The sequence below is a fragment of the Pseudarthrobacter sp. CCNWLW207 genome (assembly GCF_037203945.1).
Classification (GTDB): Bacteria; Actinomycetota; Actinomycetes; order Actinomycetales; family Micrococcaceae; genus Arthrobacter.
The window spans coordinates 348,870-373,778 of the sequence record NZ_JBBCBS010000001.1; the positions used below are offsets into that span (position 1 = coordinate 348,870).

The 24,909-nt window shown below is 62.5% G+C and carries 28 protein-coding genes and 1 pseudogene; 15 read left to right on the plus strand and 14 right to left on the minus strand.

Going from position 1 to position 24,909, the window contains the following annotated elements:
• Position 1 precedes the first annotated feature (1 nt).
• Together V9L17_RS01480 and V9L17_RS01485 are read left to right on the plus strand one after the other, a co-directional pair.
• Positions 2–1,081 carry a phosphotransferase gene (locus tag V9L17_RS01480; protein WP_337350166.1) on the plus strand — a complete coding sequence of 360 codons (1,080 nt, stop codon included), beginning with the start codon at positions 2–4 and terminating at the stop codon, positions 1,079–1,081.
• Positions 1,082–1,092: 11 nt separating this feature from the next.
• Positions 1,093–2,448 carry an aspartate aminotransferase family protein gene (locus V9L17_RS01485; RefSeq protein WP_337350167.1) on the plus strand — a complete coding sequence of 452 codons (1,356 nt, stop codon included), beginning with the start codon at positions 1,093–1,095 and terminating at the stop codon, positions 2,446–2,448.
• A 77-nt stretch (positions 2,449–2,525) separates the two neighbouring features.
• On the opposite strand, the gene V9L17_RS01490 is transcribed toward V9L17_RS01485, so the two are convergent.
• Positions 2,526–3,200, minus strand: coding sequence for a GntR family transcriptional regulator (locus tag V9L17_RS01490; protein WP_337350168.1), 675 nt, complete (start codon positions 3,198–3,200; stop codon positions 2,526–2,528).
• A 211-nt stretch (positions 3,201–3,411) separates the two neighbouring features.
• Here V9L17_RS01490 and V9L17_RS01495 point away from each other — a divergent pair, with 211 nt between their 5' ends.
• From V9L17_RS01495 to V9L17_RS01510, 4 genes are all read left to right on the plus strand, one after another.
• Entirely contained in the window at positions 3,412–3,810 is a 399-nt protein-coding gene (locus V9L17_RS01495; protein WP_337350169.1) for an acylphosphatase, read from the plus strand.
• 154 nt (positions 3,811–3,964) lie between these two features.
• The gene (locus tag V9L17_RS01500; protein WP_337350170.1) at positions 3,965–4,303 is read left to right on the plus strand and encodes a hypothetical protein; all 339 of its coding nucleotides are present in this window, start codon (positions 3,965–3,967) and stop codon (positions 4,301–4,303) included.
• A 1,003-nt stretch (positions 4,304–5,306) separates the two neighbouring features.
• Positions 5,307–5,780 carry a hypothetical protein gene (locus V9L17_RS01505; protein WP_337350171.1) on the plus strand — a complete coding sequence of 158 codons (474 nt, stop codon included), beginning with the start codon at positions 5,307–5,309 and terminating at the stop codon, positions 5,778–5,780.
• Between the two features lie 206 nt (positions 5,781–5,986).
• Complete coding sequence (locus V9L17_RS01510; RefSeq protein ID WP_337350423.1) at positions 5,987–6,208, plus strand: endonuclease domain-containing protein; 222 nt, start codon at positions 5,987–5,989, stop codon at positions 6,206–6,208.
• A gap of 373 nt (positions 6,209–6,581) precedes the next feature.
• On the opposite strand, the gene V9L17_RS01515 is transcribed toward V9L17_RS01510, so the two are convergent.
• The 5 genes from V9L17_RS01515 to V9L17_RS01535 form a co-directional block, all read right to left on the minus strand.
• Positions 6,582–7,448 (minus strand): AraC family transcriptional regulator, encoded by an 867-nt coding sequence (locus V9L17_RS01515; protein ID WP_337350172.1) that lies wholly within the window; start codon positions 7,446–7,448, stop codon positions 6,582–6,584.
• Between the two features lie 192 nt (positions 7,449–7,640).
• Positions 7,641–8,120, minus strand: a complete 480-nt coding sequence (locus V9L17_RS01520) for a nucleoside deaminase (RefSeq protein ID WP_337350173.1) — start codon at positions 8,118–8,120, stop codon at positions 7,641–7,643.
• Between the two features lie 26 nt (positions 8,121–8,146).
• Positions 8,147–8,677, minus strand: a complete 531-nt coding sequence (locus tag V9L17_RS01525) for a DUF2087 domain-containing protein (RefSeq protein WP_337350174.1) — start codon at positions 8,675–8,677, stop codon at positions 8,147–8,149.
• A 29-nt stretch (positions 8,678–8,706) separates the two neighbouring features.
• Positions 8,707–8,937 (minus strand): hypothetical protein, encoded by a 231-nt coding sequence (locus V9L17_RS01530; protein ID WP_337350175.1) that lies wholly within the window; start codon positions 8,935–8,937, stop codon positions 8,707–8,709.
• A 199-nt stretch (positions 8,938–9,136) separates the two neighbouring features.
• Positions 9,137–9,835: a DJ-1/PfpI family protein gene (locus V9L17_RS01535; RefSeq protein ID WP_337350176.1), complete on the minus strand. Its 699-nt coding sequence runs from the start codon at positions 9,833–9,835 to the stop codon at positions 9,137–9,139.
• A gap of 157 nt (positions 9,836–9,992) precedes the next feature.
• Here V9L17_RS01535 and V9L17_RS01540 point away from each other — a divergent pair, with 157 nt between their 5' ends.
• From V9L17_RS01540 to V9L17_RS01565, 6 genes are all read left to right on the plus strand, one after another.
• On the plus strand, positions 9,993–10,988 hold the full coding sequence (locus V9L17_RS01540) for a LacI family DNA-binding transcriptional regulator (protein WP_337350177.1): 996 nt from the start codon (positions 9,993–9,995) through the stop codon (positions 10,986–10,988).
• 42 nt (positions 10,989–11,030) lie between these two features.
• Positions 11,031–12,407, plus strand: coding sequence for an ABC transporter substrate-binding protein (locus tag V9L17_RS01545; protein WP_337350178.1), 1,377 nt, complete (start codon positions 11,031–11,033; stop codon positions 12,405–12,407).
• Positions 12,404–13,336, plus strand: a complete 933-nt coding sequence (locus V9L17_RS01550; RefSeq protein ID WP_337350179.1) for a carbohydrate ABC transporter permease — start codon at positions 12,404–12,406, stop codon at positions 13,334–13,336. Before V9L17_RS01545 ends, V9L17_RS01550 begins: the two co-directional genes overlap by 4 nt.
• Before the next feature lie 42 nt (positions 13,337–13,378).
• Positions 13,379–14,299, plus strand: coding sequence for a carbohydrate ABC transporter permease (locus tag V9L17_RS01555; RefSeq protein WP_337350180.1), 921 nt, complete (start codon positions 13,379–13,381; stop codon positions 14,297–14,299).
• 53 nt (positions 14,300–14,352) lie between these two features.
• Positions 14,353–16,665 (plus strand): beta-L-arabinofuranosidase domain-containing protein, encoded by a 2,313-nt coding sequence (locus V9L17_RS01560; RefSeq protein WP_337350181.1) that lies wholly within the window; start codon positions 14,353–14,355, stop codon positions 16,663–16,665.
• Between the two features lie 87 nt (positions 16,666–16,752).
• Positions 16,753–17,457 carry a hypothetical protein gene (locus V9L17_RS01565; protein WP_337350182.1) on the plus strand — a complete coding sequence of 235 codons (705 nt, stop codon included), beginning with the start codon at positions 16,753–16,755 and terminating at the stop codon, positions 17,455–17,457.
• 33 nt (positions 17,458–17,490) lie between these two features.
• Here V9L17_RS01565 and V9L17_RS01570 read toward each other — a convergent pair whose 3' ends face one another.
• From V9L17_RS01570 to V9L17_RS01595, 6 genes are all read right to left on the minus strand, one after another.
• Positions 17,491–17,895, minus strand: coding sequence for an HAAS signaling domain-containing protein (locus V9L17_RS01570; RefSeq protein WP_337350183.1), 405 nt, complete (start codon positions 17,893–17,895; stop codon positions 17,491–17,493).
• Complete coding sequence (locus V9L17_RS01575) at positions 17,892–18,242, minus strand: PadR family transcriptional regulator (RefSeq protein ID WP_337350184.1); 351 nt, start codon at positions 18,240–18,242, stop codon at positions 17,892–17,894. The genes V9L17_RS01570 and V9L17_RS01575 overlap by 4 nt, the downstream gene beginning before the upstream one ends.
• A gap of 40 nt (positions 18,243–18,282) precedes the next feature.
• Positions 18,283–18,996 (minus strand): hypothetical protein, encoded by a 714-nt coding sequence (locus tag V9L17_RS01580; protein ID WP_337350185.1) that lies wholly within the window; start codon positions 18,994–18,996, stop codon positions 18,283–18,285.
• A 10-nt stretch (positions 18,997–19,006) separates the two neighbouring features.
• On the minus strand, positions 19,007–19,951 hold the full coding sequence (locus tag V9L17_RS01585) for an ATP-binding cassette domain-containing protein (RefSeq protein WP_337350186.1): 945 nt from the start codon (positions 19,949–19,951) through the stop codon (positions 19,007–19,009).
• The gene (locus V9L17_RS01590) at positions 19,948–20,676 is read right to left on the minus strand and encodes a CPBP family glutamic-type intramembrane protease (RefSeq protein WP_337350187.1); all 729 of its coding nucleotides are present in this window, start codon (positions 20,674–20,676) and stop codon (positions 19,948–19,950) included. The genes V9L17_RS01585 and V9L17_RS01590 overlap by 4 nt, the downstream gene beginning before the upstream one ends.
• A gap of 83 nt (positions 20,677–20,759) precedes the next feature.
• Positions 20,760–20,951 carry a hypothetical protein gene (locus V9L17_RS01595; protein ID WP_337350188.1) on the minus strand — a complete coding sequence of 64 codons (192 nt, stop codon included), beginning with the start codon at positions 20,949–20,951 and terminating at the stop codon, positions 20,760–20,762.
• A 646-nt stretch (positions 20,952–21,597) separates the two neighbouring features.
• On the opposite strand from V9L17_RS01595, the gene V9L17_RS01600 reads away from it, so the two are divergent.
• Positions 21,598–22,050: a DUF4383 domain-containing protein gene (locus tag V9L17_RS01600; protein ID WP_337350189.1), complete on the plus strand. Its 453-nt coding sequence runs from the start codon at positions 21,598–21,600 to the stop codon at positions 22,048–22,050.
• Positions 22,051–22,157: 107 nt separating this feature from the next.
• On the opposite strand, the pseudogene V9L17_RS01605 reads toward V9L17_RS01600, so the two are convergent.
• A pseudogene (locus V9L17_RS01605) lies at positions 22,158–23,021 on the minus strand (AraC family transcriptional regulator).
• A gap of 187 nt (positions 23,022–23,208) precedes the next feature.
• Positions 23,209–23,652 (minus strand): SRPBCC family protein, encoded by a 444-nt coding sequence (locus tag V9L17_RS01610; protein ID WP_337350190.1) that lies wholly within the window; start codon positions 23,650–23,652, stop codon positions 23,209–23,211.
• Positions 23,653–23,821: 169 nt separating this feature from the next.
• Between V9L17_RS01610 and V9L17_RS01615 the strand changes: the two genes are divergently transcribed.
• Positions 23,822–24,580: a prolipoprotein diacylglyceryl transferase gene (locus V9L17_RS01615; RefSeq protein ID WP_337350191.1), complete on the plus strand. Its 759-nt coding sequence runs from the start codon at positions 23,822–23,824 to the stop codon at positions 24,578–24,580.
• Positions 24,577–24,909: a hypothetical protein gene (locus V9L17_RS01620; protein ID WP_337350192.1), complete on the plus strand. Its 333-nt coding sequence runs from the start codon at positions 24,577–24,579 to the stop codon at positions 24,907–24,909. The genes V9L17_RS01615 and V9L17_RS01620 overlap by 4 nt, the downstream gene beginning before the upstream one ends.

The window sequence follows — 24,909 nt, forward strand, 5'->3', positions numbered from 1 at the left end:
CGTGTTTAAGGACGGTGGCTTCGTTGAAGAAGCGGCCCTATCTTCTGGCCTGGCTGTTGTCCACGAAGCCATCCCCCCTGAGTCCGCATCGGAAGCCCTGCTCACGCACTACGACATTCGCGGCGACCTCAAACGGATCCCGACCGAGAAGGACGACACGTTCCACCTCACAACAGTCGGGGGTGAATACCTGGTCAAGATTTCTGCTCCCGGCGAGGACGCTGGGGTCGTGAACCTTCAGTCGAGCGCGATGACCTTCGCAGCGGAACGCGCGCCCGGACTGCCCGTACAAACGCTCATCCGTAACAGGTTCGGGAAACTCGAGACCCGGTTAGCCGATCCGGCGTCGGGTACCCTGCGCATTTTGCGCGTGATGAAGTACATGCAAGGAGACCTCCTCAAAGGCGACGATCCGTCGAGCGCCCAGCTTCGGCAGGTGGGCAAGACCCTGGCACGCCTGGACAAGGCACTCAAGGATTTCTCTCACGATCATGATGATCGTCTGCTCATCTGGGACCTGAAGCATTTCCACCGCCTAAGGGGACTGCTGGATCTCCTTGTCGACCCACGCAAGCTGGCGATCGCAGAATCAATATTCGACCAATTCGAGAACGCGGTGGCTCCGCTGATGAATTCACTGCGGTCCCAGGCCCTCCATGGGGATTTCAGTCCGTTCAATGTCGTCGTCAATGCCAATTCTGAGGACTACGTTGTCGGGATCATAGATTTCGGCGACACGGTTCGCAGCCCCGTCATCTTCGACGTCAGCGTCGCCATGGCCAACCAGCTCGGAGTGGACCCCCAAGAACCATGGAGGCACGCCCTTGACGTGCTCGCCGGCTATCGCAGTGAGTACCCGCTCGAACCGGATGAAGCGGCGCTGCTCTCTATCACTGCACCCGCAAGGTTGCTGCTCCGGGCACTCCTCGCAGAGTGGCGCGCCTCCCACTCCCCAGACAGCCGTGACTATCTGCTTTCCCACTCCGCCGGCGATTGGGAGCGACTGTACGCTGCCATGGCTGCTCCCTCAGACCTGGTTCGATCCGCCATCCACAAAGACACTTTTTCGCCCTCCCACTGAAAGGACTGGATATGGCTGCACATACGAAGATCAAGCCTTCTCAACCCATGGTCAACGGCTTTGATGGAGCCGAGATGAACTCGCTACCCGCGCGTACACAAGATCAGATCAGACGCCGCGAGGACCTTCTGGGTCCCGGCTACCGACTTTTCTATAAGAATCCAGTTGAGATCGTCCGGGGACAAGGAACGTTGCTGTTTGATGCGGATGGTCATGACTACCTTGACGTCTACAACAATGTCGCGAGCGTCGGCCACTGCCATCCCCGGGTCGTTGATGCTGTCAGTCGGCAGCTTGCAACCCTCAACACCAACACACGCTACCTACAGGAATCGATCCTGACGTACTCACGTGATCTCCTCGATACGCTGCCGAGGGAGCTTGCTCATGTGATGTTCACCTGCACAGGGTCGGAGGCTAACGACCTGGCGATGAGAGTCGCCCGGTACGCCACCGGCAACGAGGGCGTAATCGTCACCTCGGGTGCTTACCACGGCCTAACCGCGGACGTTTCCTCCTTCTCGCCCTCGCTTGGTGTCGGGGTGCCGCTGGGGCAGAACGTACGCATGATCACAGCCCCTGACAACCGCAGGTTCGGTAGCGGTCAAGGAATCGTCGAGCACCTCCGCCAGGAGGTGCGGGCAGCCATAGCCGATCTCGCTCGCCATGGCATCGGTGTGGCCGCGTTCATCGCCGATTCGATCTTCTCCTCCGACGGCATCTTTAGTGACCCGGCAGGCTTCCTGCAGCCGATCATCGAGGAGGTCCACGCGGCCGGCGGGCTTTACATCGCGGACGAGGTCCAGCCCGGATTCGGCCGTACGGGCGATGCCTGGTGGGGATTCCAGCGCCACGGCATCGTTCCCGACATCATGACCACCGGCAAGCCCATGGGCAACGGCATCCCGGTTGCCGCCGCCGTTTTCCGACCTGAGCTTCTCGAAGAGTTCGGACGTAACATCCGCTACTTCAACACCTACGGCGGCAACTCCGTCTCCATCGCAGCCGCACAGGCGACCCTGGATGTGATGAGGGACGAGGACCTCATGGGCAACGCCCGCCGCGTCGGGGATTACATGCTTGAGAACATCCGCACACTGTCGGCCCGCTACGAGCAGGTCGCCGAAGTCCGTGGGGCGGGTCTCTTCATCGGCGTCGACATCGTCAATGACCGAACCAGCAATGTTCCCGATGGTGACTCCGCACTGGCCATCGTCAACGCCATGCGCGACAGGCGCGTGCTCATCTCAGCTTCTGGGCCCGAGGGAAATACCCTCAAGGTGCGCCCCCCGCTTCCGTTCTCCATCGCGGACGCTGACAGGCTGCTTGAAAACATGGAGATCGTGATGAAAGCAGTTCTGCGCTAGTTCGAACCATCGGACTCGGCCGGGATGTGGAGCCGGCGCTACTGACGGTAGATAGCGCCCCTGAAGAAGCGGACGATCTACTTAGTCCGCTTCTTCAGGATCTCTCGGACCGCGTCGCGGTTTTCCTCTATGATCTTTCCCAGGATTTCGCGGGCATGCGCCGGATCCCTAACTGTGAGGGCATCGATAATGGCCCGATGCTCTTCTTCCAGGTCGGTGGTGTCCTCGTATTCCCGGTGGCCGATTGATAGCACCAGCAGAAAGTACCGGAGTTCATTCATTAGCTGGGCATAATAACCGTTGAGCCTCTCACTGCCCATCAGCCCGACAATGGCTTGGTGGATGGCAAGGTCCGCCTCAACAATAGTCCGCACATCATGAGTCTTGAGCGCCTCCAGGAATTGCTCAAACGCCTCGTAAACGGATGACAAATCTGTGGCGTCGTCCACGGACGACACTGCCGCCAGCTCCAGCTGCTGTCGGGCTCTGTAGACATCGATCACGTCAGCATCGACGGGGTTCCAGATCACCAGGCCCTTGTTGAAGATGTAACGCACGAGACCCGTATTCTCCAAAAGGCGGACCGCTTCGCGGACGGTGTTCCTCGACAGGCCAAGATCAGTGGCGATCGCCGCTTCGCGTACCCGCTCTCCAGGCTTCAAGGTGCCGTCCAGAATCATCCGAACCAGCCCGTCTGCCACCTTCTGGCTCACACTCGTCCCAGTGATGTCGATGTGATCAGTAAGACGCATACACGAATCGTACAACAGTAGAACATTTTTCTATGCAGAAGGGAGGTCGAGGCGCTAAACTGTCCTACAGTTGGGCATCTTTAGCCAGCCAAATTGAAGCCCACCCCGGTCCGGACCGGTTGCCTCGACGGAAAATCGGTGAGTCGACCGCTATTCCCGTTGGGGCCGTATTCCGGCCGCCCAACCAAATCACAATCAGAAAGTTAAGCGAATGAAATATTCAAATGCTTCCCGGGCCGGAACAAACGGCGTGGCTGACGTGCTCAGGGGCGGCATCATTCTGGACCTTGCCAACAAAGGAGGGATGATAAACATGCCAGATCAGAACTCCTCCGTTGAGAACGTGCGGCTAACGGTAAGGGTTGAGGGTATCGTCCAGGCGGTAGGTTTCCGGTACTGGACGCAACGGGAGGCTAAAGAACTTGGCCTAATTGGAACGGTGAGCAACAAGGACGACGGAAGCGTTGCCGTCGTCGTCGAGGGTCCACAGCACTTCGTGCTGCAGTTTCGGAACTGGTTGAGGTCGGACAGGACGCCAGGGCGAGTGGATAAGGTGGAGGAAACGACTTCTCCTGCCACCGGGGAATTCAAGGATTTCTGGATCATGTAATGATCATCTGCGGGTTGGCTCCAGTACCTTAACCCAGGCGCTTGAGCAGACGCTTTCTCCAATTTCCCGCGAACAGGAATGTCAGTCCTGTCGGGACCATCGGCCAAAGATACGCGGGCAACCGAGGCACCCACTTACTCAAGCGAGTAGGTGGGTGCTTCTCGTTATGCGCGCCCGTGGTTCTCAGGGCGGGCGGTCCGCCGCCGGTGGCCGGCCCGTGCTGGTGGTTGCTGGCAACGGACCGCTGTTCCCGGTCAGTTCCGGCGGTGGCTCTCCTGATGCGCAGGGCGAGGGGCCGGCCTTGGGAGGGATCCGTGGGAACCAGGGCATAGGCATGCTCGCAGGGCTCGCACCCGTTGGGCATCCGCTGGCGCGGCCGGCTGTTGGGTCCAGGGCGCGCCGTCGCAGAGCTCCGGAGACCCTGGCCCTGTTTGTCTACGACGTTCACCACGAGGCCCATTTCGCGACCGGTGCCGACACTCCCTTCCCGTAGAACCTGTCCAGTGAATGGCACCGAGAAAAGGATCTTCCTCCGACACGCAGTGAACCAGTAAGTCGTCCAAGGCACAGCGGCGCCCGCAAGGCCAACAGGGATACTGTTACCTTCAAACCAAGCCTGTTGCGACGATGGTTGGAAACCGCCCTGCCTTTTTTCGGATACCTGAACCCCATGAATACACGCCCTGCCGAGAAATTTAGAATGCCTTCACAACATGTCGCTTCGAAATCTTCGCAGGAACGGGATCAGAATCGATGAGTGATTGAGGTGCTCGATGACGGCCTAGTGATTGGCGCATGGAGTGATCGAAGACCTGGTTCGGTCAAAGCATCACCCGGCTCAATGTCTTCTACTTACGCCAGGTTCGGGTACACCCCAACCTGTCGTCAGGGAGCAAGGAAAAGAGCGGCAGAATAGGGTCCGGAAGACAGTTCCTGCAGATGCCCAGCGAACAGTCTCAGACCCAAACCTGAGCCTGCCCCGGTCATGAGCTTCCGCAGGTAGGCGGGTTGGCAGGTGTGCAAAAGTGTGTTTCGCCATTGTCCAGAGACCGTTTGGACATGTTCCGCTGCCCACAGTCAGGGACAATCCTGATGGGTTATCCACCGCTACTGCTGCTTAGGGAGCTCCCGCAATGGCTCCCGATTCCAGCCGTGGATAACCCGGATTGACCCCAACTGTGGACTGCTCGAAATCACGCATGTAGCCCGGGGTCAAACACCCATGGACTACGTCGTGTCTCCCTGCGTTTGTTCGGTTGCATGGTCGTTTACCTCTTGGCTGGAGAATCGAGTACCGGGTACTCGTGCGCTTCAACCCGCAGTCACTTGTACTGGTATCTGTACTAGAGCGCTGCCCGCTTGCCGCTTCGAACATCAAGTGATCAAAGCGGATGGGGAAATCGAATATGAAGCAGTATCGTCCATCTCAGAGCCCTTGCTGCGGCCACTACGCATCGGGGTGCTGTGGCAAGACAACTTGAAGGAGAACGGTCAGTATGACCCCTCGCGAAGCGCAAACCCCCGGCTTCCGGGTCGGAGAGCCCGTGTACGAGCCAACACCGTACGAAACTGGAGAGCGGTTGACGCCGCGCCCATGGCCTCTTGGCCCGAGGGAGAGCTACGGGAAAGTGGACTTTGATGACAGCGAGGGAAAGGTCGTCCTCACCGTCTACGTACAGCGCGAGCCCGATGAAGGTTACGTCCTGCACGTCGAGCACCTGGGCGTGCCGCTGCGGGTGGGTGGCACGCTTCTTCGCCTGAGCCCGGCGCCTCACGTTGATAGGGACGCCGCGGACTTCCGCCGGATCACCGCTGCCCGGACAGCTGCCGCGAAGGCCGAGGCCGAGCTCGACGCCGCCGTCAGCGCAGCCCGCGCGAACGGAGACTCCTGGGAGGCTATCGGTGCCGCACTTGGCACGTCCGCTCGAACTGCGCGGGAGCGGTTCGGACACACACCGGGACGACCGTGACTTCCCCCGAGGCAGGTGCGTGATGGAGGTGTGCCCCAGATGTAAGGAGGTCTACCCCTCGACGGAGTTCGTCGCTGGGAACGGGAGCCGCAGGAGGCACTGCGGCACGTGCCAGCCGGTGGTGAATCTCCACTACAACCTCAGCAAGTACGGCATCGACATCCACCTACGAAGCCATGGCCACTGCGTAGGACCACGAGTGCGCCATCTGCCGCACAGCGGAGGCGGATACATGCGAGCGTCTCCTGCTCGACCACTGCCACGTCACCGGGAAAGTGCGTCTGCTCTGCCGCAACTGCAACGCCGGACTGGCCCGCTTCAAGGACAGCCCCGCGATCCTGGGGAACGCCCATGCGTATATAGCGAACGCGCTGTGGGACGTGGGCCACGACCTCACGGACATCAAGCAGTACCTGCGTCGCTCATAGACCGGGAGCAGGCGGGGTCTTTTGGTTGGTAGCCGCCCCGTCTGCCCCCCCCTTTAATCCAATGGCTACCAATCAGCCCAGAATAGTCCGGACGTCTGGGAACCAACCCCGCGAGGCCTTTTTCGGTTCCAGTTGATCGGGGTCCCGGTGCTTTTGCATATCAATGCTGAGGTCTTCCCAGGACTGAATGAACTTCTGGCCGGCGGAGACCACCTTGCCCACCACGATGCCCGGAGTGACACGCCCAGGCAATCGGCCGTGGCCTTGGCGCCCTTCTTGGAGAACGCGGCCAGTGACTTCCCTCGGCCCAGGTAGCGGGCGGCCTTATCGACCCGGGCACGCTTAGCTCCACTGCCGTGCGGCGCAGTCGCCGCTAGGCGCGTTCCACTGGCAGCCACAATTCGGTGGTTGCGGTGCTGAAGTCGGCGGCGCGGTCGAGAATGGCCACCACCGACGGGCCGGGCCTCAGCCGCCAGGGGTTGGAGGGGAACCAGTCAGCGGCCGTCGCCGCCCACGTGGACTGGAGGGCTGCCGGATAGGGTCCGCTGGTGCGGAACACCGCCCAGGTGCCGCCCGCGACGTCGATCGTGTCAAGGTCCTCCGGCACCGGCGTTCCTTCGCTGACAGCAACGCCGTGCAAATAGGTCAGCTCGCTGCCCTCTGTGTAATCGGGGTCGACGTCGGCGCTCACCTGCAACAGTCCGGCGGGCTCGGTGTTGCTCAGCGCCTTGAGGCGCAGGTGCTCCGCTTCAGGCAGCGCGGCGATGTGCGCCTGGATGTGCGGGTTGGCGCCTTCGTGGATGAGGGGCACGCGAGCGGCGTGGCCGACCAGCCGGAAGGCCGGTTGATCTGCGATGCGGGTATCCATGGTGGTGTTTCCTTCGATCGTCAGGCGGAACCTGAGCTGTGATTGTGTCCGAAGGGGGCCACCGTCCCGGCGCACGTCCGCAGGGCTGACGCCATGCACCGCACGGAAAGCCCGGTTGAATGCTTCGGTGGAGCCATAGCCGAAGCGCACCGCAGTCCCCAACAGATCGCTGCCTCCAAGGACATCGGCCGCGGCGACCGTCATGCGCCGCCGCCGAATGTACTCCGACAGCGGCATGCCGGCCAGTGACGAGAACATCCGGCGGATGTGATACTCCGTCGTGCCGAGGCCGCTGGTCAGGCCGGCGACGTCGATCTCCTCAGTGAGGTGCTCCTCGATATGACCGAGGACTTGGTTCAGAACTGCGATCACGGTTCCCCCTTCGCATCAAGCCTCGCCCATCGACTCAACCTCACACCCGACTATTGCGGTTCGATCCGATCGAGGGCACGGGCCCCAGGAACGACGACGGCGGGAATGCCTCCCGCCGTCGTCGTTCCTTCCGTGCCGGGGAATCGCAGCCAGCGGGAGGGGTGGTGGGCGGCAGGAGTGCCGCCTGCCCTCCTACTCCGCGATGTCCTCCGCCCACAGGTCCGGGTTCTCGGACTGGAAAGTGCGCATCATGTCCACGCAACGCGGATCATCCAGGACCACCACCTCAACCCCGCGTGACCGCAAAAGCCCAAGTTCGCCGTCGAACGTACGCGCCTCCCCCACCACCACGCGGGGGATCTTGAACTGAATGATGGTCCCGGCGCACATGGCACACGGGGCGAGGGTGGTGTACAGCGTGGTGTCCCGGTAATTCTTCTGCCGGCCTGCTGTACGGAGCGCTGACATTTCTCCGTGCGCGATCGGGTCGGCGTTTTGGACCCGTTCGTTGTGTCCGCTGGCAATGACCAGGCCGTCCCGGGCGAGCGCTGCTCCGATGGGAATGCCGCCTTCCGCCAGGCTCTTTTGGGCGGCCTGGTAGGCGGCTTCGAATGCCGAGTCGGAGGCGGCTTGTGGTTCCAGCGCAGCAGGTTCGTGATGGTGGTGGGTCATGGCGTCATTCTCGCACGCGGCTGTTTCTAAGACCTGGATTCGCCGGATGGCCGGCGGTACGAGGAACCCGACGCTGTCCTCTCCAGCAATCCGAAGTCGACCAGGTAGCGGCGCAGCAGCACCACGTCGTCGGCATAGTTCAGCAGCCGTTCGTTGACCTGCCGCTCGCTAAGATCCTCCCCCGGCTGGATCGCCTGCGCGACGATCCAGCCCAGGAGCTCGCGCCGGTCCGCCGGGGACGCGGGGTACCTGTCGATCCGGCCGAGGCGCAGGAAGCGGTCCACCCCTGTTTTCGGCTGGCGCTTCGGCTGCTGGGTCAGGAGCTCGCGGAAGACCGCATCCGACGCTTCCAGTCCCTTGCTCCCGGTCCATTCGGCCAGGCCGGCTTCCAGCAGGACAGCGATGGCCCTGGTGCGCCGCTGCTCCTTCACACCGGGGAGGACCTCTTCACCGAGCACAATCTGTGCATACGCGGTGCGCGCATCCCGGTTCGCGAGCGCCGCCATGACCCGGCGCCAGTGCGGTCCGCTCAGGCCCGGCACTCCGTTCAAGGCCACCTCCCATGGCTGCAGCGGGCACTGTGGTTCTAGCCCGGATTCTCCTCATTTGCGATCGCCTCGACCCAGTCGATGCCTTCGTCAGGGAAGTAGTGGCCCGGTTCTCCGGCCTGGTCTGCCCACCATGGATCGGCGCTGGCCGGTCCTCCAACGCTGGCAATCTCGGCCACCATGTCAGCCGGCACCGCGTCGCCGTTGTTCTCGATCAGCCACTCCTGCGTTGATGGCTGTAGTTTTGTCCACCAATGCTCGATGCCCATAGTCGAAGTCTTCCACGCCTCATCGAGGCGGCGCCAGACAACAAGGAAAGCGTCGGCAACCACGTCTTCGGCATGATCCGGGTGGCCCGGCGTTGAACGAACCGGATCAGGTCCGGGTGGGCCACTTCATAGGTGGATCCATCCGACCAAGTGTGTCGCACCAGCAGGAAAATCTGGTTCGGGGGCGGTGCGGCTCCGGTTACGAAGTGGGCTGCGAGGCCGCCAGGGAATGAGCCGACGCCAGAACGGTCGTCATACGGAGGTTCTCCGTGGCGGCGATGATGCTTCTGACGGTTTCGGGGTCTGCCTTACTGGGCGAGCCGTGGTCGAAAGGGGGGTCCGGGTCGTACTCGATGGCCAGCTGAATCTTCCGGGCTTCGTCGTCACCAAAGAGCTCAGCTGCCAGCGTGAAGGCAAAATCGATCCCTGAGGTGACGCCGGCACCTGTGATCCGGTTTCTGTCGCGGACAACCCGTTCAGACGTCGGTTCGACGCCGAAGTGTTCGAGCATCTGAAGGGATGCCCAATGGCTGGTGGCGCGGTAGCCGGTGAGGAGACCCGCTGCGGCGAGGGTGAATGATCCGGTGCAGACGGACGTGATCCAGCGGGCCTTCCGTGCTTGTACGCGGAGAAACTCGAGGGCCTTGGGGTCGTCGAACATCTCGAACGCCCCGGCGCCTCCGGGAACAAAGAGGACGTCAGCCTGGGGACAATCGTCAAGGGTCGTCGTCGGCACGATGCACCAGCCGGCGTCAGTGATGACGGGATCCAGATCGTGCCACGCGAGGTGGACTTCGGTATCCGGGAACTTGGAGAAAACCTGAGCCGGCCCGGTGAAATCCAACTGGGTGACTCTGGGAAAGAGGAGGACAACGATTCTTAGCGGACCGGAGGGCATCTATCCAGCCTATACAGCTCGCTGCGATGATTTTCGCCGGGACATCCCGAAAATGTTGGGCCGGAAAAGAGTTCGCAGAAATGTTTCCTATTGACAGGAAAACTTTCCGCAACCTATTCTGAACGTGTTGCACATCTCATCACTTCCAGGAGGATTCGTGAGCTTCACGTCCCGCAGGGTCACCATGGCCGACGTCGCCAACGCCTCCGGTGTTTCCATAGGCACGGTGTCCAAGGCGCTCAACAAGCGGGGCCAGCTTCGTGAAGATACCCGGGTCCGCGTCCTGGCTGCCGCTCGGGAACTCGGTTTCGAGGCGCCTGCTGCGGAAGGCAACCACAACGACGTCCTCACCATCGGCCTGGTGACGTCGGACGACATCGGACGCTTCAGCATTCCCGTTATGTACGGGCTGGAGGATTCGTTCGGCCCGGAGCAGGCATCGGTGCTTATTAGCAACTCACGGGGCGATCTGGTCCGCGAGCGCCACTGTGTGGAGACGCTGGCCGCCCGCAATGTCGATGCAATCGTGGTCATGACGAATCTCACCGGCCCGCGCGCCCCTCTGCCCCCGACATCGGTCCCGATCGTCTATGTCATGGGACATTCTTCCGACCCCGAAGACATGTCAGTGGTGGTTGACCAGGTGCAGGGCGTACTCCTTGCACTTGAACATGCAGCCAACCTGGGCCATCAGAACATCGCCTATGTAGCGGGGCCGCGCCAGGACTACTCGGCCCGCATCCGCGCCGAGGCCGTACAGGAACATGCCGGAGCCTTCGGGCTCACCCTTGCGGGCGACCGCCCTCTCTACGGAAACTGGTCCGAGGCCTGGGGCAGGCAAGCCGCCCAGATGCTGCGCCAGCGGGTGGAACCTGTGGACATCGTTCTCTGCGGCAGTGACGAGATCGCCCGCGGTGTGGCTGACGGACTCCGCGAGGCAAACATTGTGGTGCCGCATGACGTCGCGATCATCGGCTTCGACAACTGGGCAGCAGCGGCCATGAACTGCAGGCCATCCCTGACAACCGTCGACATGAACCTTGAGGAACTGGGCCGCGCCGCAGGAGCCCGTGTCCTTGAAGCCATCGGCGGAAACAGCAGGACCGGCGTGGAAGCACAGCCGTGCCAGCTCATCGTCCGCGATTCCACCTAACATCCATCCAGCCCCACCAACGTCAACGACCACGAGGGACCAATGATGCACTCCCCACCGGCCGGCCTTGGCCGCGCCCAAAATTCCCCCGACGGCGGCCGCCGGGACTTCAGCCGCCGCTCTGTACTGACGCTCGGAGCCGCAGCCGTGGCAGCGTCGTTCGGCCTGTCAGGATGCTCGGCTGTCCTGCCGGAAACAAATGTTGCTGCAGCCAACTTCGGGAAGAACCCGTCCGGCTCGATACGCTTCTGGTGCCGAGCCACGGCCTTCAAGCCCGCCCAGCTCATCGTGGAGAAATACCACCGGGCCCAGCAGGCAGTGAGGATCGAACTCACCGTCCTGCCGGAGGGCCAGATGACAACAAAGCTCGCCACCGCGATCCGGGGCGGTTCCGTGCCGGACGTCGTAGCCCCTGACTCCGTTACGACTCCCGTTTTCAGCACCCGGGACGCCTTAACGGACCTCACGCCGCTGATCAACGAGCTCCCCTACGCGGAGTACCTGAACAAGCCACTCCTTGACGTGGCCTCCTTCAACGGAAAGTTCTACGGGCTCCCGGCGCTCTCCAACGTCTCGCAACTGTTCTGGAACAAGGAGCTATACGAGAAGGCAGGGCTGGACCCGGAAAAGGGTCCCAGCAACTACGCGGAATACCTCGAGCACGCCGCGGCGGTTCAGTCCATCAACGGGGTTTCCGGAGTGACCTTCACCGGCAACTCCGCCGGCATCCTTGGCTACGTCATCCAACCGCATTTCTGGGCCGACCAGAGCCCGTTCTACAAGGGGCCGCTGGGCCACCAGGAGGCGGCGGTGCTGGGCAACGAGCCGCTCCGCAGGACGCTGGAGCTTTACCGCAGCTTCTACACGGAAGGATTCGCCCAGCCAGGGGCAGAGGCGGACTCCGGTGCGGCGTGGGGGCAGGACTTCCTCAAAGGAACTGTGGGGCTCTTTCCGGGGTCCTACGACCTGGTGGTAGGGGGCGCCACACCGGAGTTCCTGGACAAGCTAGGCGTCAGCGCCTTCCCAGGCCCTGACGGAAACGTTTCGCAATTTTCCGGCGGAGCGGTGCTGTCCATTCCCCGGGGCGCCGCGAATCCGGGGGCCGCCTGGGATTTCATCCGCTTCGTGGGTGAGCTTGAACAGCAGTCCGAACTGGCCGCCTTGGGCTGGTACCCGGTCCGCAGCGACATCCTCAAGACCGGCTTCGCCGAGAAATTCCCCCTGATGGTCCCGGGCATGGAGCGCATGAACGAAGGCTTCGCCGCTCCCACCACGCTCTACACACAGCTCACCAACACCGTGCAGTCACCCTGGCTTGCGATGTTCCGCGAAGCAGTCTTCAGCCAGAACGCCCTCGACGACGTACTTCAGCGGGCGCATGAAGAGACTGCCCGAGTTCTGAAGGTGAATCAGGCATGACAACCGCAACCCCATACCAGACCCAACTCCAGACCGGGAAGACCGGGAAGAAGGCACCCCGGCGCGCATCGCGCCGTGATGCGTACACCGGGATGCTTATGCTCGCCCCGGCCGTGCTCCTCGTAGCTATTTTCGTCATCGTTCCGCTGGTTTTTGCCGTGGTCATCTCCCTGACCAACTGGCCGCTCGTCGGCGAAGTGGAGTTCAACGGCGTCGAAAACTACGTCACCGCCTTCGCCGACACCGTCTTCTGGGGATCCATCCTCTACACGCTGGGTTTTGCCGTCGTCTCCACGGCCTTGGGGATCGCGGTCGGCTACTTGCTCGCCATGCTTGTCCGCTCCAACCGCCGAGGTGCCGGGCTCATCCGCACTGCAGTGTTCCTGCCCTACGTCATCGGCATCACCTCATTAAGCTTCGTGGCCATCCTGGAGTTCCGGCCGGACAGCGGCGCGCTCGACCAGCTGCTTCTCAACCTTGGCATCACCTCGGCGCCCACGGCCTGGCTCCTGGACGGTACGAGCGCCACCGTGCTGATAGTCCTCCTGGGCACCTATGTGGGCGCCGGCTTTACCATGATCATCCTGATGTCCGGCATGCAAAGCATCCCGGAGGAACTCTACGAATCCGCCCAGATAGACGGCGCCGGACGGTGGAAGCAGGAATTCCTGGTCACCGTTCCGCTACTCAAGCGGTACCTCGGGCTGCTGACGGTGATGGGCTTCATCGGCGCCATCCTCGCCTTCACCCAGTTCTTCATCATCACGGGCGGAGGCCCGGGAACCGGCACCCTCACCACCATGCTCTACGTCTACAACAAGGCCTTCGGCGACCTGCAGGTGGGTTACGCAACCGCCCTGTCGTTTGTCGTCGTCGTCATCGCAGCAGGCCTCACCCTCATCCAGTTCCGCGTCATGCGCGAGGACTGACCAGCACAAACTCTTCGTCCGAGTCCGATCAAAGGAGATTTCGTGACAACTTCCACCCAAGCGCCGCCGCCGGTTACTACGCGGCTGCCCGGCACTCCCCCCAACGCCCCACATGCCAAGAAAGCACCTGCGTCGGCACGGATCAGGACGGCGCTGTACGCGGTGATTGGCACCGTCGTATCGATACTCTTCGTTGCCCCGGTTCTCTGGTCCGTTCTCCGTTCCCTTCAGCCCGGCGCCCAGATTGCGGGCCCGGCGGCGGGGCAATCGTTCACTGAGCTGTCCTTCGAGAACTACGTCGGCCTCATCAACAACATCGGCGCCGGCTCCTACATCTGGAACAGCCTGACCATTGCGCTGGGCTCCGCGGTGTTGAGCGTGGTCATCACCACCCTCGCCGCCTACGCCTTGGTCAACTACCCGTTCCGGGGTTCGAACGTGGCGTTCGCGCTCATCCTGCTGACCATGATGGTCCCCTTCCAGGCCATCCTGACGCCACTCTTCCTGGAGATGAACGCCCTGGGCCTGACAGACTCCCTGGCCGGCATCATCGTCTTCCACCTCACCTTCAACTTGCCCTTCGGCGTCTTCCTGATGAGGAACTCATTCGCCCAGATCCCGGCAGAGGTTGTGGAAGCGGCACGGATCGACGGCGCGGGTCCCCTCCGGATTCTATTCTCGGTGCTGAGGCCCATGATTGTCCCCGGGGCCGTGACCGTTTTCCTGTTCGCGTTCCTCGGCGCCTGGGGAGACTTCCTGGGAGCACTGACTTTCCTGACCAGGCAGGAGCTCTTCACCCTGCCCGTCGCGGTGGAGAACGTCGCCTCCGGCGCGTTCGGAACGGTGAATTACGGTTACGTGATCGCAGGCGCGGTGTTGCTCATGCTCCCCTGCCTCATCCTCTACGCAGCCGTCCAGCGCTACTACGTGCGGGGCCTCGTGGCGGGGGCCGTCAAGAGCTAAGAATCACGCCATCCCGTTCTCCACAGACCCAAGCCAAGAAAGCCGCACTTCCCATGCACCCCACCACCGCCACCGCGGAAACCACCGCGCCGCCGTCGTCCTTTGCCTTGAACAGCGTCCGGCTGCTGGCCAGCGACTTCAAGAACGCGCAGGACACCAGCATCCGTTATGTGCTGGCACTGGATGCTGACCGCCTCTGTGCTCCCTACCGCAGGGAAGCAGGACTTCCGACGACGGCGGCGGCGTACGGCGGGTGGGAATCGGACGGCTTGGCAGGACACATCGGCGGGCACTACGTCTCGGCCTGTGCGCAATTGTTTGCGGCAACGGGCGATGCCCGTTTGCTTGGGCGGCTGCAGTACGTCCTGGATGTGTTCGAAGAGTGCCAGAACGCGGCGGGCACCGGGTACCTGGGCGGGGTTCCCGGCGGCCGCCGCCTCGGCGAAGAGCTCCGGGCCGGAGAAATTGATGCTGATGTTTTCACGCTTAACGGACGCTGGGTCCCGCTTTACAGCCTCCACAAGACCTTTGCCGGGCTCCTGGATGCCTACATGTATGCCGGGGCCGAATCCGCCCTGCACATGCTCACCCGACTGGCGGACTGGTGGCTCACGGTTTCCGCCGGCCTGGACGATGATGCATTCGAGGATGTCCTGGTCACTGAGTTCGGCGGAATGAACGACACCCTGACATCCCTTGCCGAGCTGACAGGGCGGGGTGACTACCTGCGCGAGGCCCGCCGTTTTTCGCACCGCGCCATCCTGGAACCCCTTGCTGCAGGCCTTGACCGGCTGGACGGGCTCCACGCCAACACGCAGATACCCAAGGTGGTGGGGTACGAACGGTACGCACAGGCCACGGGCAGCCAGGAGCACCTCAAGGCGTCCGACTACTTCTGGCAGACCGTCACCCGTGAGCGCACGGTGTCGATCGGGGGCAACAGCGTCCGGGAGCATTTCCACCCGTCCCGCGATTTCACGACCATGATCCTCGACGTCGAAGGGCCGGAAACCTGCAACACCTACAACATGCTCAAGCTCGCCAAGCTGCGCTTCGAGCGGTCCGGCGACCCCGCAGCGATGGCGTTCTACGAGCGCGCCACCTTCAACCACATCCTTTCCTCGCAGCACCCTGAGCGCGGCGGGTTCGTGTACTTCACACCGATGCGTCCGTCCCACTACCGTGTGTACTCCACCGTCCATGAATCCATGTGGTGCTGCGTGGGCTCCGGCCTGGAAAACCATGCCCGCTATGGCGAGCTGATCTACAGCCACAGCGGCGGCAACCTGGCAGTGAACCTGTACATCGCCTCGGAACTCAACTGGGCCGAACGCGCTGTGAAGGTCCGGATGGAGACAGATTTTCCTTACTCGGACACCGTCCAGCTGACCGTCACGGCGGACAACCCCACAGACTTCATCCTGCAGCTCCGCCGCCCGGAATGGGCAACGGCCATGGAGGTCAGTGTGCATCCGGCCGGCGGGGGGCCGCCACAGGCGGTGGGCCGAAACACCATCCATCGCGTGTGGGAGGGAACCACCACTGTCTCCGTCCGGCTTCAGGCCGAAATCCTGGCGGAAGCCCTGCCTGACGGTTCTCCCTGGGTTTCCTTCCTCTACGGGCCCGTGGTCCTCGCCGCGCGGGAGGGAACCGCCGGCGTGCAGGCCGTGGAGGCGCCGGACGAGCGGATGGGCCATGTTGCATCCGGTCCCCTGGATCCCCTGGCCGGCACACCGGTGGTAGTTTCAGCTGACCCGGCGGCCGCCGTCGAACTGTCCAACCGGGCCGCCATCACCGCGGAACTGACCGCCGTCCGGGACGGCGCAACCGTTCGGCTAAAGCTCGAGCCGTTTGCCGGGATCCACGACGAGCGCTACACCGTGTACTGGCCCACAGGTGCCTCCGCCGAGGTGCGCACGGCAGAGCTTGCCGCAATTGATGCGGCAGCGGGCAAGAGCGGCGATGTTATCGATGCCGTGGCCGCGGGTGAGCAGCAGCCGGAGTCCGACCACTTCTTCGCGGGCAATGCCACACGGGCAGGCGGTCAGGACGGAGTGCACTGGCGCAACGCGACGGGCTGGTTCTCCTATGTCCTTAAGGATTCCGGCGGCAAAGCTGCCATTGTCCGGGTGAGGATGCGGCCAGACACCGGAGGCGGACAGCGGATCAGCCTCAACGGAGTGCCGCTGACGGAGGCCTTGCGCTCCGGTATCGAGCATGGGGCCGAGGTTACCGATTACGCCGTCCCCGCAGAGGCAAGGACTGAAGAGTCCGGGACACTCGTATTCGCTGTCCATGCCCTCCCCGGCACCGCCACCGGTGACCTGCTCTCCGTCGAGTTGCTCGACGGCGCCCGCCTTGCCTGAGCGGATCTGATCGGGGGATGATCGCGCTCCCGCGAGTCGTCGACCCATGTACAGCTGGTCAGTCGGACCCTACAATAAGCCATGCCCATGACCGGCCGAGCTGTCTCTGTTGTGGTACTGCTCGCCGTCGAGGCAGGACTGGCCCTGCTGGCTGTACTGGTCCACCAGGGCTTCATGTCCGTATACGGCAATGTCACCGATACCGCGCTTGAGGCGCTCACCTGGGGGTTGACGGCCGGTCCCTCCGGAATGGCGCTCGGTGTGGTCGTTGTGGTTGCCGTGGTCGGTTTGGTCCTCTCGCCACGGCTGTGGATGCGGCTGACGGCCGTGGCTATCCCAGTAGTTATGCTGCTCGTGATGCTCGCTGTCACCCCCTTGGCCCTGGCGCAGAAGGTGGGGAAGTACGACTCCTCTCCGCAGTGCGTGATGGAGGGAACGGCTGAGCCCATGGCCAGCGCAGACCGCGAGTCCCAGCGGGCGTTCGATTCCATCGAACACATCGGCCTTTTCAGCGGTGGCGGCGTAAGTGGTGTGGGCGGTTGTGTCCGGTGGTTAGTGATCTCAGAAGACGTGGATGTGCTGCAGCATTATCGTGCAGCGCTGCCTGAGGCGGGCTGGGAAGTGGTTGAGGATGACGGACACCACCTGCGGGCCGAGCATGAGGGCCTGGCGTTCGAGGTGATGCCCTGCCCTGGCGGCGGCGCTATCTGGGCCGGAAGTGAGGACGAGCCCGCCTTCGGACAAGGAACGCCTGGGCTCGCGGGTACTGAAATTTGTCCACACGACCTCTGAAGACGCCTCACCGGTTGAACGATGGTGACAATTTTACCGACTGAGTTCCTGCGTCATCGACTCGGGAAGCTCCCGCTGCAGGGCGGCACTCCACCCGATCAGAACGGCCGTCACGAGGAGGGTCGCCGCAAGGTAGATGACCGTCGCTGCGATACCAAAGGAAATGCCGAGGACGAGTCCGAGGACGACCTTCACGCCGACAAGGACAATCAGCACGGCGGCGGCTAGGTTGCCGATCCGGGACCCTCGGGAGACAGTCGTCCCGCGTGGGAACCGGGCTGCGTATTCCCTCGCACTACCGAAGGCCTCTGCCGGCTCCTCTCCTGTCTCCAGCACGTGGCTCTGCAGTTCCCGAAGCACGTCGGCTACGTGGTCCTCGCTAAGCCGGCGCTTGCGCAGTTCCATGGCCAAGCTCTTGAAATAGCCCAATGTCGTCATGCCGGGCTTCCCTCCAATGTCAGTACTGCCGCTACCCTTGCCGTGAAGTCCTGCCAGGACCCGGCCGTCTCTCTCAGCCAAATTTCCCCTTCCTTAGTGATCCTGTAGAACTTGCGGCCCGGGCCGCCATTCCCCTCGCGCCATTCGGAGCAAACGCGACCATCGGCCTCGAGTCGGTTCAGCACGGGATAGACGGTGCCGCCGCCGATTCCGGGCAGGCCATGTACGTTCAGGTCCTGCACAATCTGATAGCCATAGGACTCGTCCCGGTTCCGCACAAGCTGCAGAACGCAGGGTGCCAGGACAGCCCGGGTCCAATCGCTGGGCCACTTCAGATCATCGCTCATAGCTAGATCGTAACACCGACTAGTCTGTGTAGCTATCTAGTCAGGACACTTCCTTGCGCTGGTTGCGCCAGAACCCAATGCACAGGGGCACGACGATCCACAGCACCAGTGAGGTCAGCGCCGGCGCGACGGGCCCGTCGCCCGTAAGGTGATTAATTAGGCTCGCGGACTGCAGGAACGGTGCAATGTCCCCTGGGATGAGACCTATCAGGGTGTCAAAAAGGAGTGTCTGCAAGATAATGAAGACCATTGACAGCGGCGCAGAGAGAAACGCCGATGAGATCGCTGCCCCACACACTGAGCCCAGAACCGTAGCGCACAGCAGGAGCCAAATGGCGTTGCCGAGCTCACCCGCTGTCCAGCCGATTTCCATGGTCGGTGCGATCACCATTGACAGCAACATCGACAGCGTCAGGACCGCGAGAACGATCGCCAGCGACACCACGAGCGTACCGGCAATCTTCGCCACGAAAAGCCTCCATCGACGGGAGACCAGTGCGAAAAACGTCATGACATCCCGGTGGTGCCAGTCCCCCACCATGCCTAAAATCCCGATGATCGGCGCGCCGAGGGCCGCGGGAAAGGCAAGGGTCGTCACAATCATTGAGAATTCCAGATCCAAACTGCGGGATCCCGAAATGACCATAACCAGGACGGCTGTGCACAACCCCACCACCAGCATCAGAAGCATGATCATCCGTGTGCTGCGCGTGTCTGTCATCTTGCGGGCCTCGATCAGGACGAGCCTGCCCATACTGTTCACGTCAGTGCCCGTTTTTCGCGTCTACATGACGTGACGGGAAAAGTGACGAGGCGTCCCCGGCCGAAAATTCGCCAGTGGTCAGACCCAGGTAGAAACGCTCCAGTGAATTGCCAGCGCCGGTCGTGATGCGCGTGATGAGGATGCCTGATTCCAGTGCCGTCCGGCCAACCACCTCTGGTGTCGCCTGTACCGTCAGGCTGCCCGGGTGGAAGCCGGGGGACGAATAGATGTCCTTCTGAGCGAGGGCGGCCTGCAAGCCTGCCGGGTCCGGGGTCGAAACCTCCGCGCTGGTGTGATCGAGTATCCCGGAGATTTCGCCTTCGGATACGATTCTGCCCCGGTCGATGATGACAATGCGGTCCACGAACGACTGCAGTTCGTGGAGCAGATGGCTGGAGATGAGCACGGTGCCGCCATTGTGTGCGTAGGTCGTCAAGAACGCGCGTAACCAGCTGATTCCTTCCACGTCCAGGCCGTTCGCGGGCTCGTCAAGTACCAAATAGTCTGGCTGGCCGAGGAACGCCATTGCGAGTCCGAGGCGCTGGCGCATACCCAGAGAGAGGCCCTTGACACGGTTCTTGCGAACTGAGTCCAGGCCCATCACACCGAGGACAGTATGAACCCGTTCCCGGTCGGCCCCAATGATGAGTGAGGCCAGCCGGACGGTTTCATAGACGGTCCGGCCCGGATGGTGCGCTGAGGCGTCCAGAAGCAGTCCGATCCGGCGTCCGGGGTTAGGTAAACCCGAGTATGAGGAACCATCAATGGTCACGCGTCCCACGTCCGCATAAGTTAGATTCGAAATAATCCTCATCGTGGTCGACTTCCCCGATCCGTTCGGCCCCAGAAAACCAGTGATTTTCCCCTTCTGACATTCGAAAGAAACCTCGTCAAGTACCGTTTTGGATCCGTAGCTTTTGGAAACCTGTTCGACTTTTATGCTCATCGGGTTCTTGTCATCCTCGGTAGGTATTCCGGCATTCGGGTTCTCAGAAACAGCGCGGCGACCACGGCCCCCATGAGCAAACTGTCTATGGCCAGTAGTGCGCCGCTTCCTGCGCCCAGATCAAATTGCACTGCGGATTGCAGCACGAGGTTGGAGGTCAGGTGGAGTAGGACCGGCAGCAGCAGGCTCGTCGTGATAAGCGTTAGGCAAAAGGCAATCAGCCCAAAGATCACTTTGTCTGCGACGAGCCAGTAGTCGGCATTCTGATGTAAGAGAACGAAGGCTCCTGTCGAAATGGCTCCCACCGCTGCCTTGGCGACCATACGCTGGCCACCGGAACGCTTCAGCATCTCTACGGGTGCCCGGCGAAATACGAGCTCTTCGAGAACCGCCGAGTGCGCGGCCGTCACTACTGCCGGGATCAGGGCCAGCCCGGCTGAAGGCCATTGCAGTGCGCAGGCTATTGTCGCCGCCATGCAGCAGATGGCGGCGCCGAACGTAGAGCCTCGGTAGCTGAAGAGCCTGCATCCGCCCCGTATCGGTATCTTCCATAACACCAGGCATGCGGCCGCCGCCAAGGCCGCAGCTGCAATATCGACCGCTCCGCTCAAAACGCCGAAAGCCTCGAAGAACAGTGCCACCACGGTGTAGACGCTTACGAATGAAAGAAAGAAGCCGGTCAAACAGACGGACAGCCGAAGCGGTCCTGAGTCGGAAGAATTCAATATCGTCCTTGAGGTCTGTCGCCCGTGGAGCGAAGCAAGGAAAAGTATCCACCCCGCCCCACGGGGGCCTTGAAATTAGCGAGTCACCACCAGCCGAAATACCGGCGGATTTCCACGAAGGCATCCCACAGCGCACCGCTAATGAAGAAATTGATGGTCGTCCTGATCCATCCGGCCAGGCCGTTCCACCAGTTGATGAACGCGTTCCAACCCCATGCGGCAGCATTGGCAAGCTGGTTCCAAAGCCAACGCGCGTTATTCCAAATCCAGTCCATAAGCGGTCGGATGTTGAGACGCTTCTGGACTTCGGACCCCAGAACCCCAGCCGTCACAGGTACGCCTGTGCCAGCGGCCGGTCCCGCGTGCTGAAGCACACTCGAAGGCGACGCTGCTATTGCGGACACCGATTGTGGACCGGCCCCCACCGAGCTGCTGCCCATTGACCGGACCGAGGCGGGAGCCGATAAGAATATGGCCCCCGCCAACAAAACCGCTGTCCCTCGTTTTACGCATTTCCCTGCAGTATGCGGATCATAACTCGGAGCCACGATGCTAACTGGCACAGAATCATCCCCCTTTCCGGTTTGAGCGAGTGCGTCGAGGCTATAGCCGCGAGAACGGGCCCACGTGGAGAAAGGGGAAAATTAGGTGCCGGAAAACGTGAATCTAAGGGCGGAGTTTTGAAATCTAGGTGCCGCTGATCAGGCCCTAGGGGTCGGCGGTGCTGTGGGTGTTCCGGCTGGAGCTGTAACGCACGACGGCGGCACGCGCCTTGAGTGCTCCGCCCGCCATTGGCTTGGAATTTCTTTGCCGAACGAACCCATCCGACATGCGATATCGCCCGAATAGCTGGCATAACCCCTTGGGTTGGCACCAGAAACTGGCCGGCCCAGGAACACATATCGCATTCAGGAGATCACCATGGCAACACACACCAGCACTGGCATCGCGGCCCGCAGCAACGTCCAGAAGGCATCTCTGGCAGTGGGCGCGGTATTCCTGCTGGTCGGCGTCCTAGGCTTCGTCCCGGGCATCACGGCCAACTTCGACCAGCTGCACTTCGCTGGCCACCACTCCGAGGCCATGCTGCTGGGCCTCTTCCAGGTCTCGGCTCTGCACAACATCGTCCACCTGCTGTTCGGCGCGGCAGGCATCGCCCTGGCCAGAACCGCCGCCGGCGCCCGCTCCTTCCTGCTCTACGGCGGCATCATCTACCTGGTCCTGTTCGTCTACGGCCTGGTGGTCCCCCAGGATTCGGCCGGGAACTTCGTGCCGCTCAACGGCTTCGACAACGGACTGCACCTACTGCTCGGCGTCGGCATGGTGGCACTGGCGCTGGTGCTTACGAAGGGGCATGCCAGGGCTCGGGCGTAATCCCGCACCAACATACGCAGGGCAATGGCCCCGATGGCAGCTTCGGCTGCAATCGGGGCCATCGTCATTCCAGCTCGATCCCGCGGACTGGCGCGTGGCTCTCGCCGCTAGGCGCGTTCCACCGGCAGCCACAACTCGGTGGTTGTGCTGAAGTCGGCGGCGCGTTCGAGAATGGCCACGACCGATGGCCCGGGCCGTAGCCGCCAGGGGTTGGAGGGGAACCAATCGGAGGCCGTCGCCGCCCACGTGGACTGGAGGGCGGCCGGGTAGGGTCCGGCGGTGCGGAACACCGCCCAGGTGCCGGCCGGGACGTCGATCGCATCGAGGTCCTCGGGCACCGGCGTTCCCTCGCTGACGGCGACGCCGTGCAGGTAGGTCAGCTCGCTCACCTCGGTGTAGTCGGGGTCGACGTCGGCGCTCACCTGAAGCAGCCCGGCGGGCTCGGTGTTGCTCAGCTCTTTGAGGCGAACGTGCTCCGCATCGGGCAGCGCGGCGATATGCGCCTGGATGTGCGGGTTGGCGCCTTCGTGAATGAGCGGCACACGGGCCGTGTGGCCGACGAGCCGGAAGGCCGGTTGATCTGCAGTGCGGGTGTCCATCGTGGTGTTCCCTTCGATCGTCAGGCGGAACCTGAGCTGTGGTTGTGTCCGAAGGGGGCCACCGTCCCGGCGCACATCGGACGGGCTGACGCCATGCACCGCACGGAAAGCCCGGTTGAATGCCTCAGTGGAGCCATAGCCGAAGCGCACCGCAGTCCCCAACAGATCGCTGCCTCCAAGGACATCGGCCGCGGCGACGGTCATGCGCCGTCGCCGGATTTACCCGGACAGCGGCATGCCAGCCAGCGACGAGAACATCCGGCGGACGTGATACTCCGTGGTACCGAGGCCGCTTGTCAGACCGGCGACGTCGATCTCCTCGGTGAGATGCTCCTCGATGTAACCGAGGACTTGGTTCAGAAGTGCGATCACGGTTTCCCCCCTTCCGCATCAAGCCTCGTTCATCGGCTCGACCTCTCACCCAACTATTGCGGTTCGATCCGATCGGGCTCCGCTCCGCCGCGGAGAACAGCCACAACGCCCGGATCTGCCGACGTGTGTGCCTCCCAGAGTCGGCTTTCTAGGTGGTAGTACGTCGAAACCGGAATCGGTCAACGCCTCACGGGTGCTCCATCAAGTCCTTGAGTCTGGCCAGGGCCTTCTCGTCGTCTCGCTTGAAGATCAGCTTCAGAAGGGGAACTGCGAACCGGGCCAGCCCGGCCACTTGGAAATCCACGTTGCTGATGAGCCGACAGGTGTTGGCACCAGTGGGCTCGACCAGATAGGAGGCGACTCCGGTCATCTTGCCGGAGGGAATCTCGAAGGCGACGAAGCGGCCAGGCTCGTAGGCGATGAAGCGGTTACGGGCGACGACCTTCATCCCTGCGAATCTCCGCGTTAATTCATGCTCCGTGCCAACGCCGATCGGACCCGGCGTGATGCGGTGTATTTCATCGATGCCGCTTTGCCATCGGGGCGCGTTCGTGTGGTCTGCGACGAAGTCGAAGACCTTTGAAGCCGGAGCCTGCAGCTCGGTGCGCGTTTCCAGTTGGAGCCTTCTCATGAGGCGAGACTGGACCTCATGACCGTTGAAGTCAACGGACCCTCCAGGCGCTTCAACACCCACACCCCCGCCAGTAGAGATGTCTCCCATGGAGCGTACCGCCGGATGGCCCGCGAACCTCCAGATGTAGGACCGAAGGGGCAGGAATTGCCACTGCTACACTCTGCTCATGATCGGGCTTCCCTTCGCGGGAGACGGGCTGGTGCACGCCGGCCTGTTAGGGCTGGGAATCCTCGCAGCCTTGCTGTTCTACGCCTATGAGAAGCGCCGGCGTGGCCTGTCCGACCCACGGTTGTGGCCCATTGCCGGTTTCGCTGTCGCCTTCGGGGCCATCGGTTCTAGGGTTCTCACGTGGGATGTTTCCCGGCAGGTCTCCTTGGCGGACTGGTGGGGCAACGGCGACCGCAGCATCCTCGCGGGCCTTGTGGGCGCGTGGCTGGGCGTTCATTTGGGTAAACGGCTGACAGGTTACCGCGAATCCACCGGGGATCTGCTGGCGCCCGCGGTCGCCTTGGCGATGGTCATCGGGCGGGTGGGCTGCCTCCTCACGGAACTGCCCGGCACCCCGACTGGCGGCGCGTGGGGGATATCGCTCACGCCCGGGCAGGCTGCGATGTTGGGCGGACTTCCCGGTGTAGGGCTCCATCCGTCCTTTGCCTATGAAATCGTGTTCCACGTTGCAGCATTCGCGCTCATGTGGCGTTATCGGGACCGCCTGCCTGGTCCTGGCGACCTCTTCATCTGCTACGTGACTTCCTACGCCTTGTTCCGGTTCGGAGTCGAATTCGTCCGCGGCAACGAGGTGCTCTGGCTGGGGATGAGCCGGCCCCAATGGTTCCTCCTCATGATTCTCCCCCTGCTGTCCTGGCGGATGCTGCGGGTCTTCGGGAAACCACTCCGCCCGAAGGTGGAAGGAAGAGTGGCATGAGCAAGGACAACCCACCGCGCCAAAAAGAAGAGGAGGAGCCCCCAGAACCAGCGCTCGGCCCCATGGGGTTCGGCATCCTGTTGGGGACTGCTGCCCTTTATGCCCTCTATCTCGTGGTACCGCTAGTTTTCGGTGGACCGTACAACATGCGTTTCCTGGCCGGGCCGTCCGCCTTCGTTCCCATCGCCGGCTATCTGGCGATAGCGATTATATTGGCGGTCTGGCCGCCCACATCCCGGTGGGGTGCGGGGCTGCTGATTGGCCTGGGGATATTCACCCTGCTCGGCGGTGGGGTCTGCGTCGGCGCCCTCGTGCAGATGGGAGGCTGA

Bases quoted from the DNA above. Each gene is read 5' to 3' on its own strand.
- V9L17_RS01570 (WP_337350183.1), bottom strand. From the start codon at position 17,895: ATGACGACATTGGGCTATTTCAAGAGCTTGGCCATGGAACTGCGCAAG.
- V9L17_RS01600 (WP_337350189.1), top strand. From the start codon at position 21,598: ATGGCAACACACACCAGCACTGGCATCGCGGCCCGCAGCAACGTCCAG.
- V9L17_RS01565 (WP_337350182.1), top strand. From the start codon at position 16,753: ATGACCGGCCGAGCTGTCTCTGTTGTGGTACTGCTCGCCGTCGAGGCA.
- V9L17_RS01520 (WP_337350173.1), bottom strand. From the start codon at position 8,120: ATGACCCACCACCATCACGAACCTGCTGCGCTGGAACCACAAGCCGCC.
- V9L17_RS01490 (WP_337350168.1), bottom strand. From the start codon at position 3,200: ATGCGTCTTACTGATCACATCGACATCACTGGGACGAGTGTGAGCCAG.
- V9L17_RS01535 (WP_337350176.1), bottom strand. From the start codon at position 9,835: ATGCCCTCCGGTCCGCTAAGAATCGTTGTCCTCCTCTTTCCCAGAGTC.
- V9L17_RS01505 (WP_337350171.1), top strand. From the start codon at position 5,307: ATGACCCCTCGCGAAGCGCAAACCCCCGGCTTCCGGGTCGGAGAGCCC.
- V9L17_RS01545 (WP_337350178.1), top strand. From the start codon at position 11,031: ATGATGCACTCCCCACCGGCCGGCCTTGGCCGCGCCCAAAATTCCCCC.
- V9L17_RS01530 (WP_337350175.1), bottom strand. From the start codon at position 8,937: ATGGGCATCGAGCATTGGTGGACAAAACTACAGCCATCAACGCAGGAG.
- V9L17_RS01495 (WP_337350169.1), top strand. From the start codon at position 3,412: ATGAAATATTCAAATGCTTCCCGGGCCGGAACAAACGGCGTGGCTGAC.
- V9L17_RS01610 (WP_337350190.1), bottom strand. From the start codon at position 23,652: ATGAGAAGGCTCCAACTGGAAACGCGCACCGAGCTGCAGGCTCCGGCT.
- V9L17_RS01575 (WP_337350184.1), bottom strand. From the start codon at position 18,242: ATGAGCGATGATCTGAAGTGGCCCAGCGATTGGACCCGGGCTGTCCTG.
- V9L17_RS01595 (WP_337350188.1), bottom strand. From the start codon at position 20,951: ATGGACTGGATTTGGAATAACGCGCGTTGGCTTTGGAACCAGCTTGCC.
- V9L17_RS01585 (WP_337350186.1), bottom strand. From the start codon at position 19,951: ATGAGCATAAAAGTCGAACAGGTTTCCAAAAGCTACGGATCCAAAACG.
- V9L17_RS01550 (WP_337350179.1), top strand. From the start codon at position 12,404: ATGACAACCGCAACCCCATACCAGACCCAACTCCAGACCGGGAAGACC.
- V9L17_RS01560 (WP_337350181.1), top strand. From the start codon at position 14,353: ATGCACCCCACCACCGCCACCGCGGAAACCACCGCGCCGCCGTCGTCC.
- V9L17_RS01615 (WP_337350191.1), top strand. From the start codon at position 23,822: ATGATCGGGCTTCCCTTCGCGGGAGACGGGCTGGTGCACGCCGGCCTG.
- V9L17_RS01620 (WP_337350192.1), top strand. From the start codon at position 24,577: ATGAGCAAGGACAACCCACCGCGCCAAAAAGAAGAGGAGGAGCCCCCA.
- V9L17_RS01485 (WP_337350167.1), top strand. From the start codon at position 1,093: ATGGCTGCACATACGAAGATCAAGCCTTCTCAACCCATGGTCAACGGC.
- V9L17_RS01580 (WP_337350185.1), bottom strand. From the start codon at position 18,996: ATGGGCAGGCTCGTCCTGATCGAGGCCCGCAAGATGACAGACACGCGC.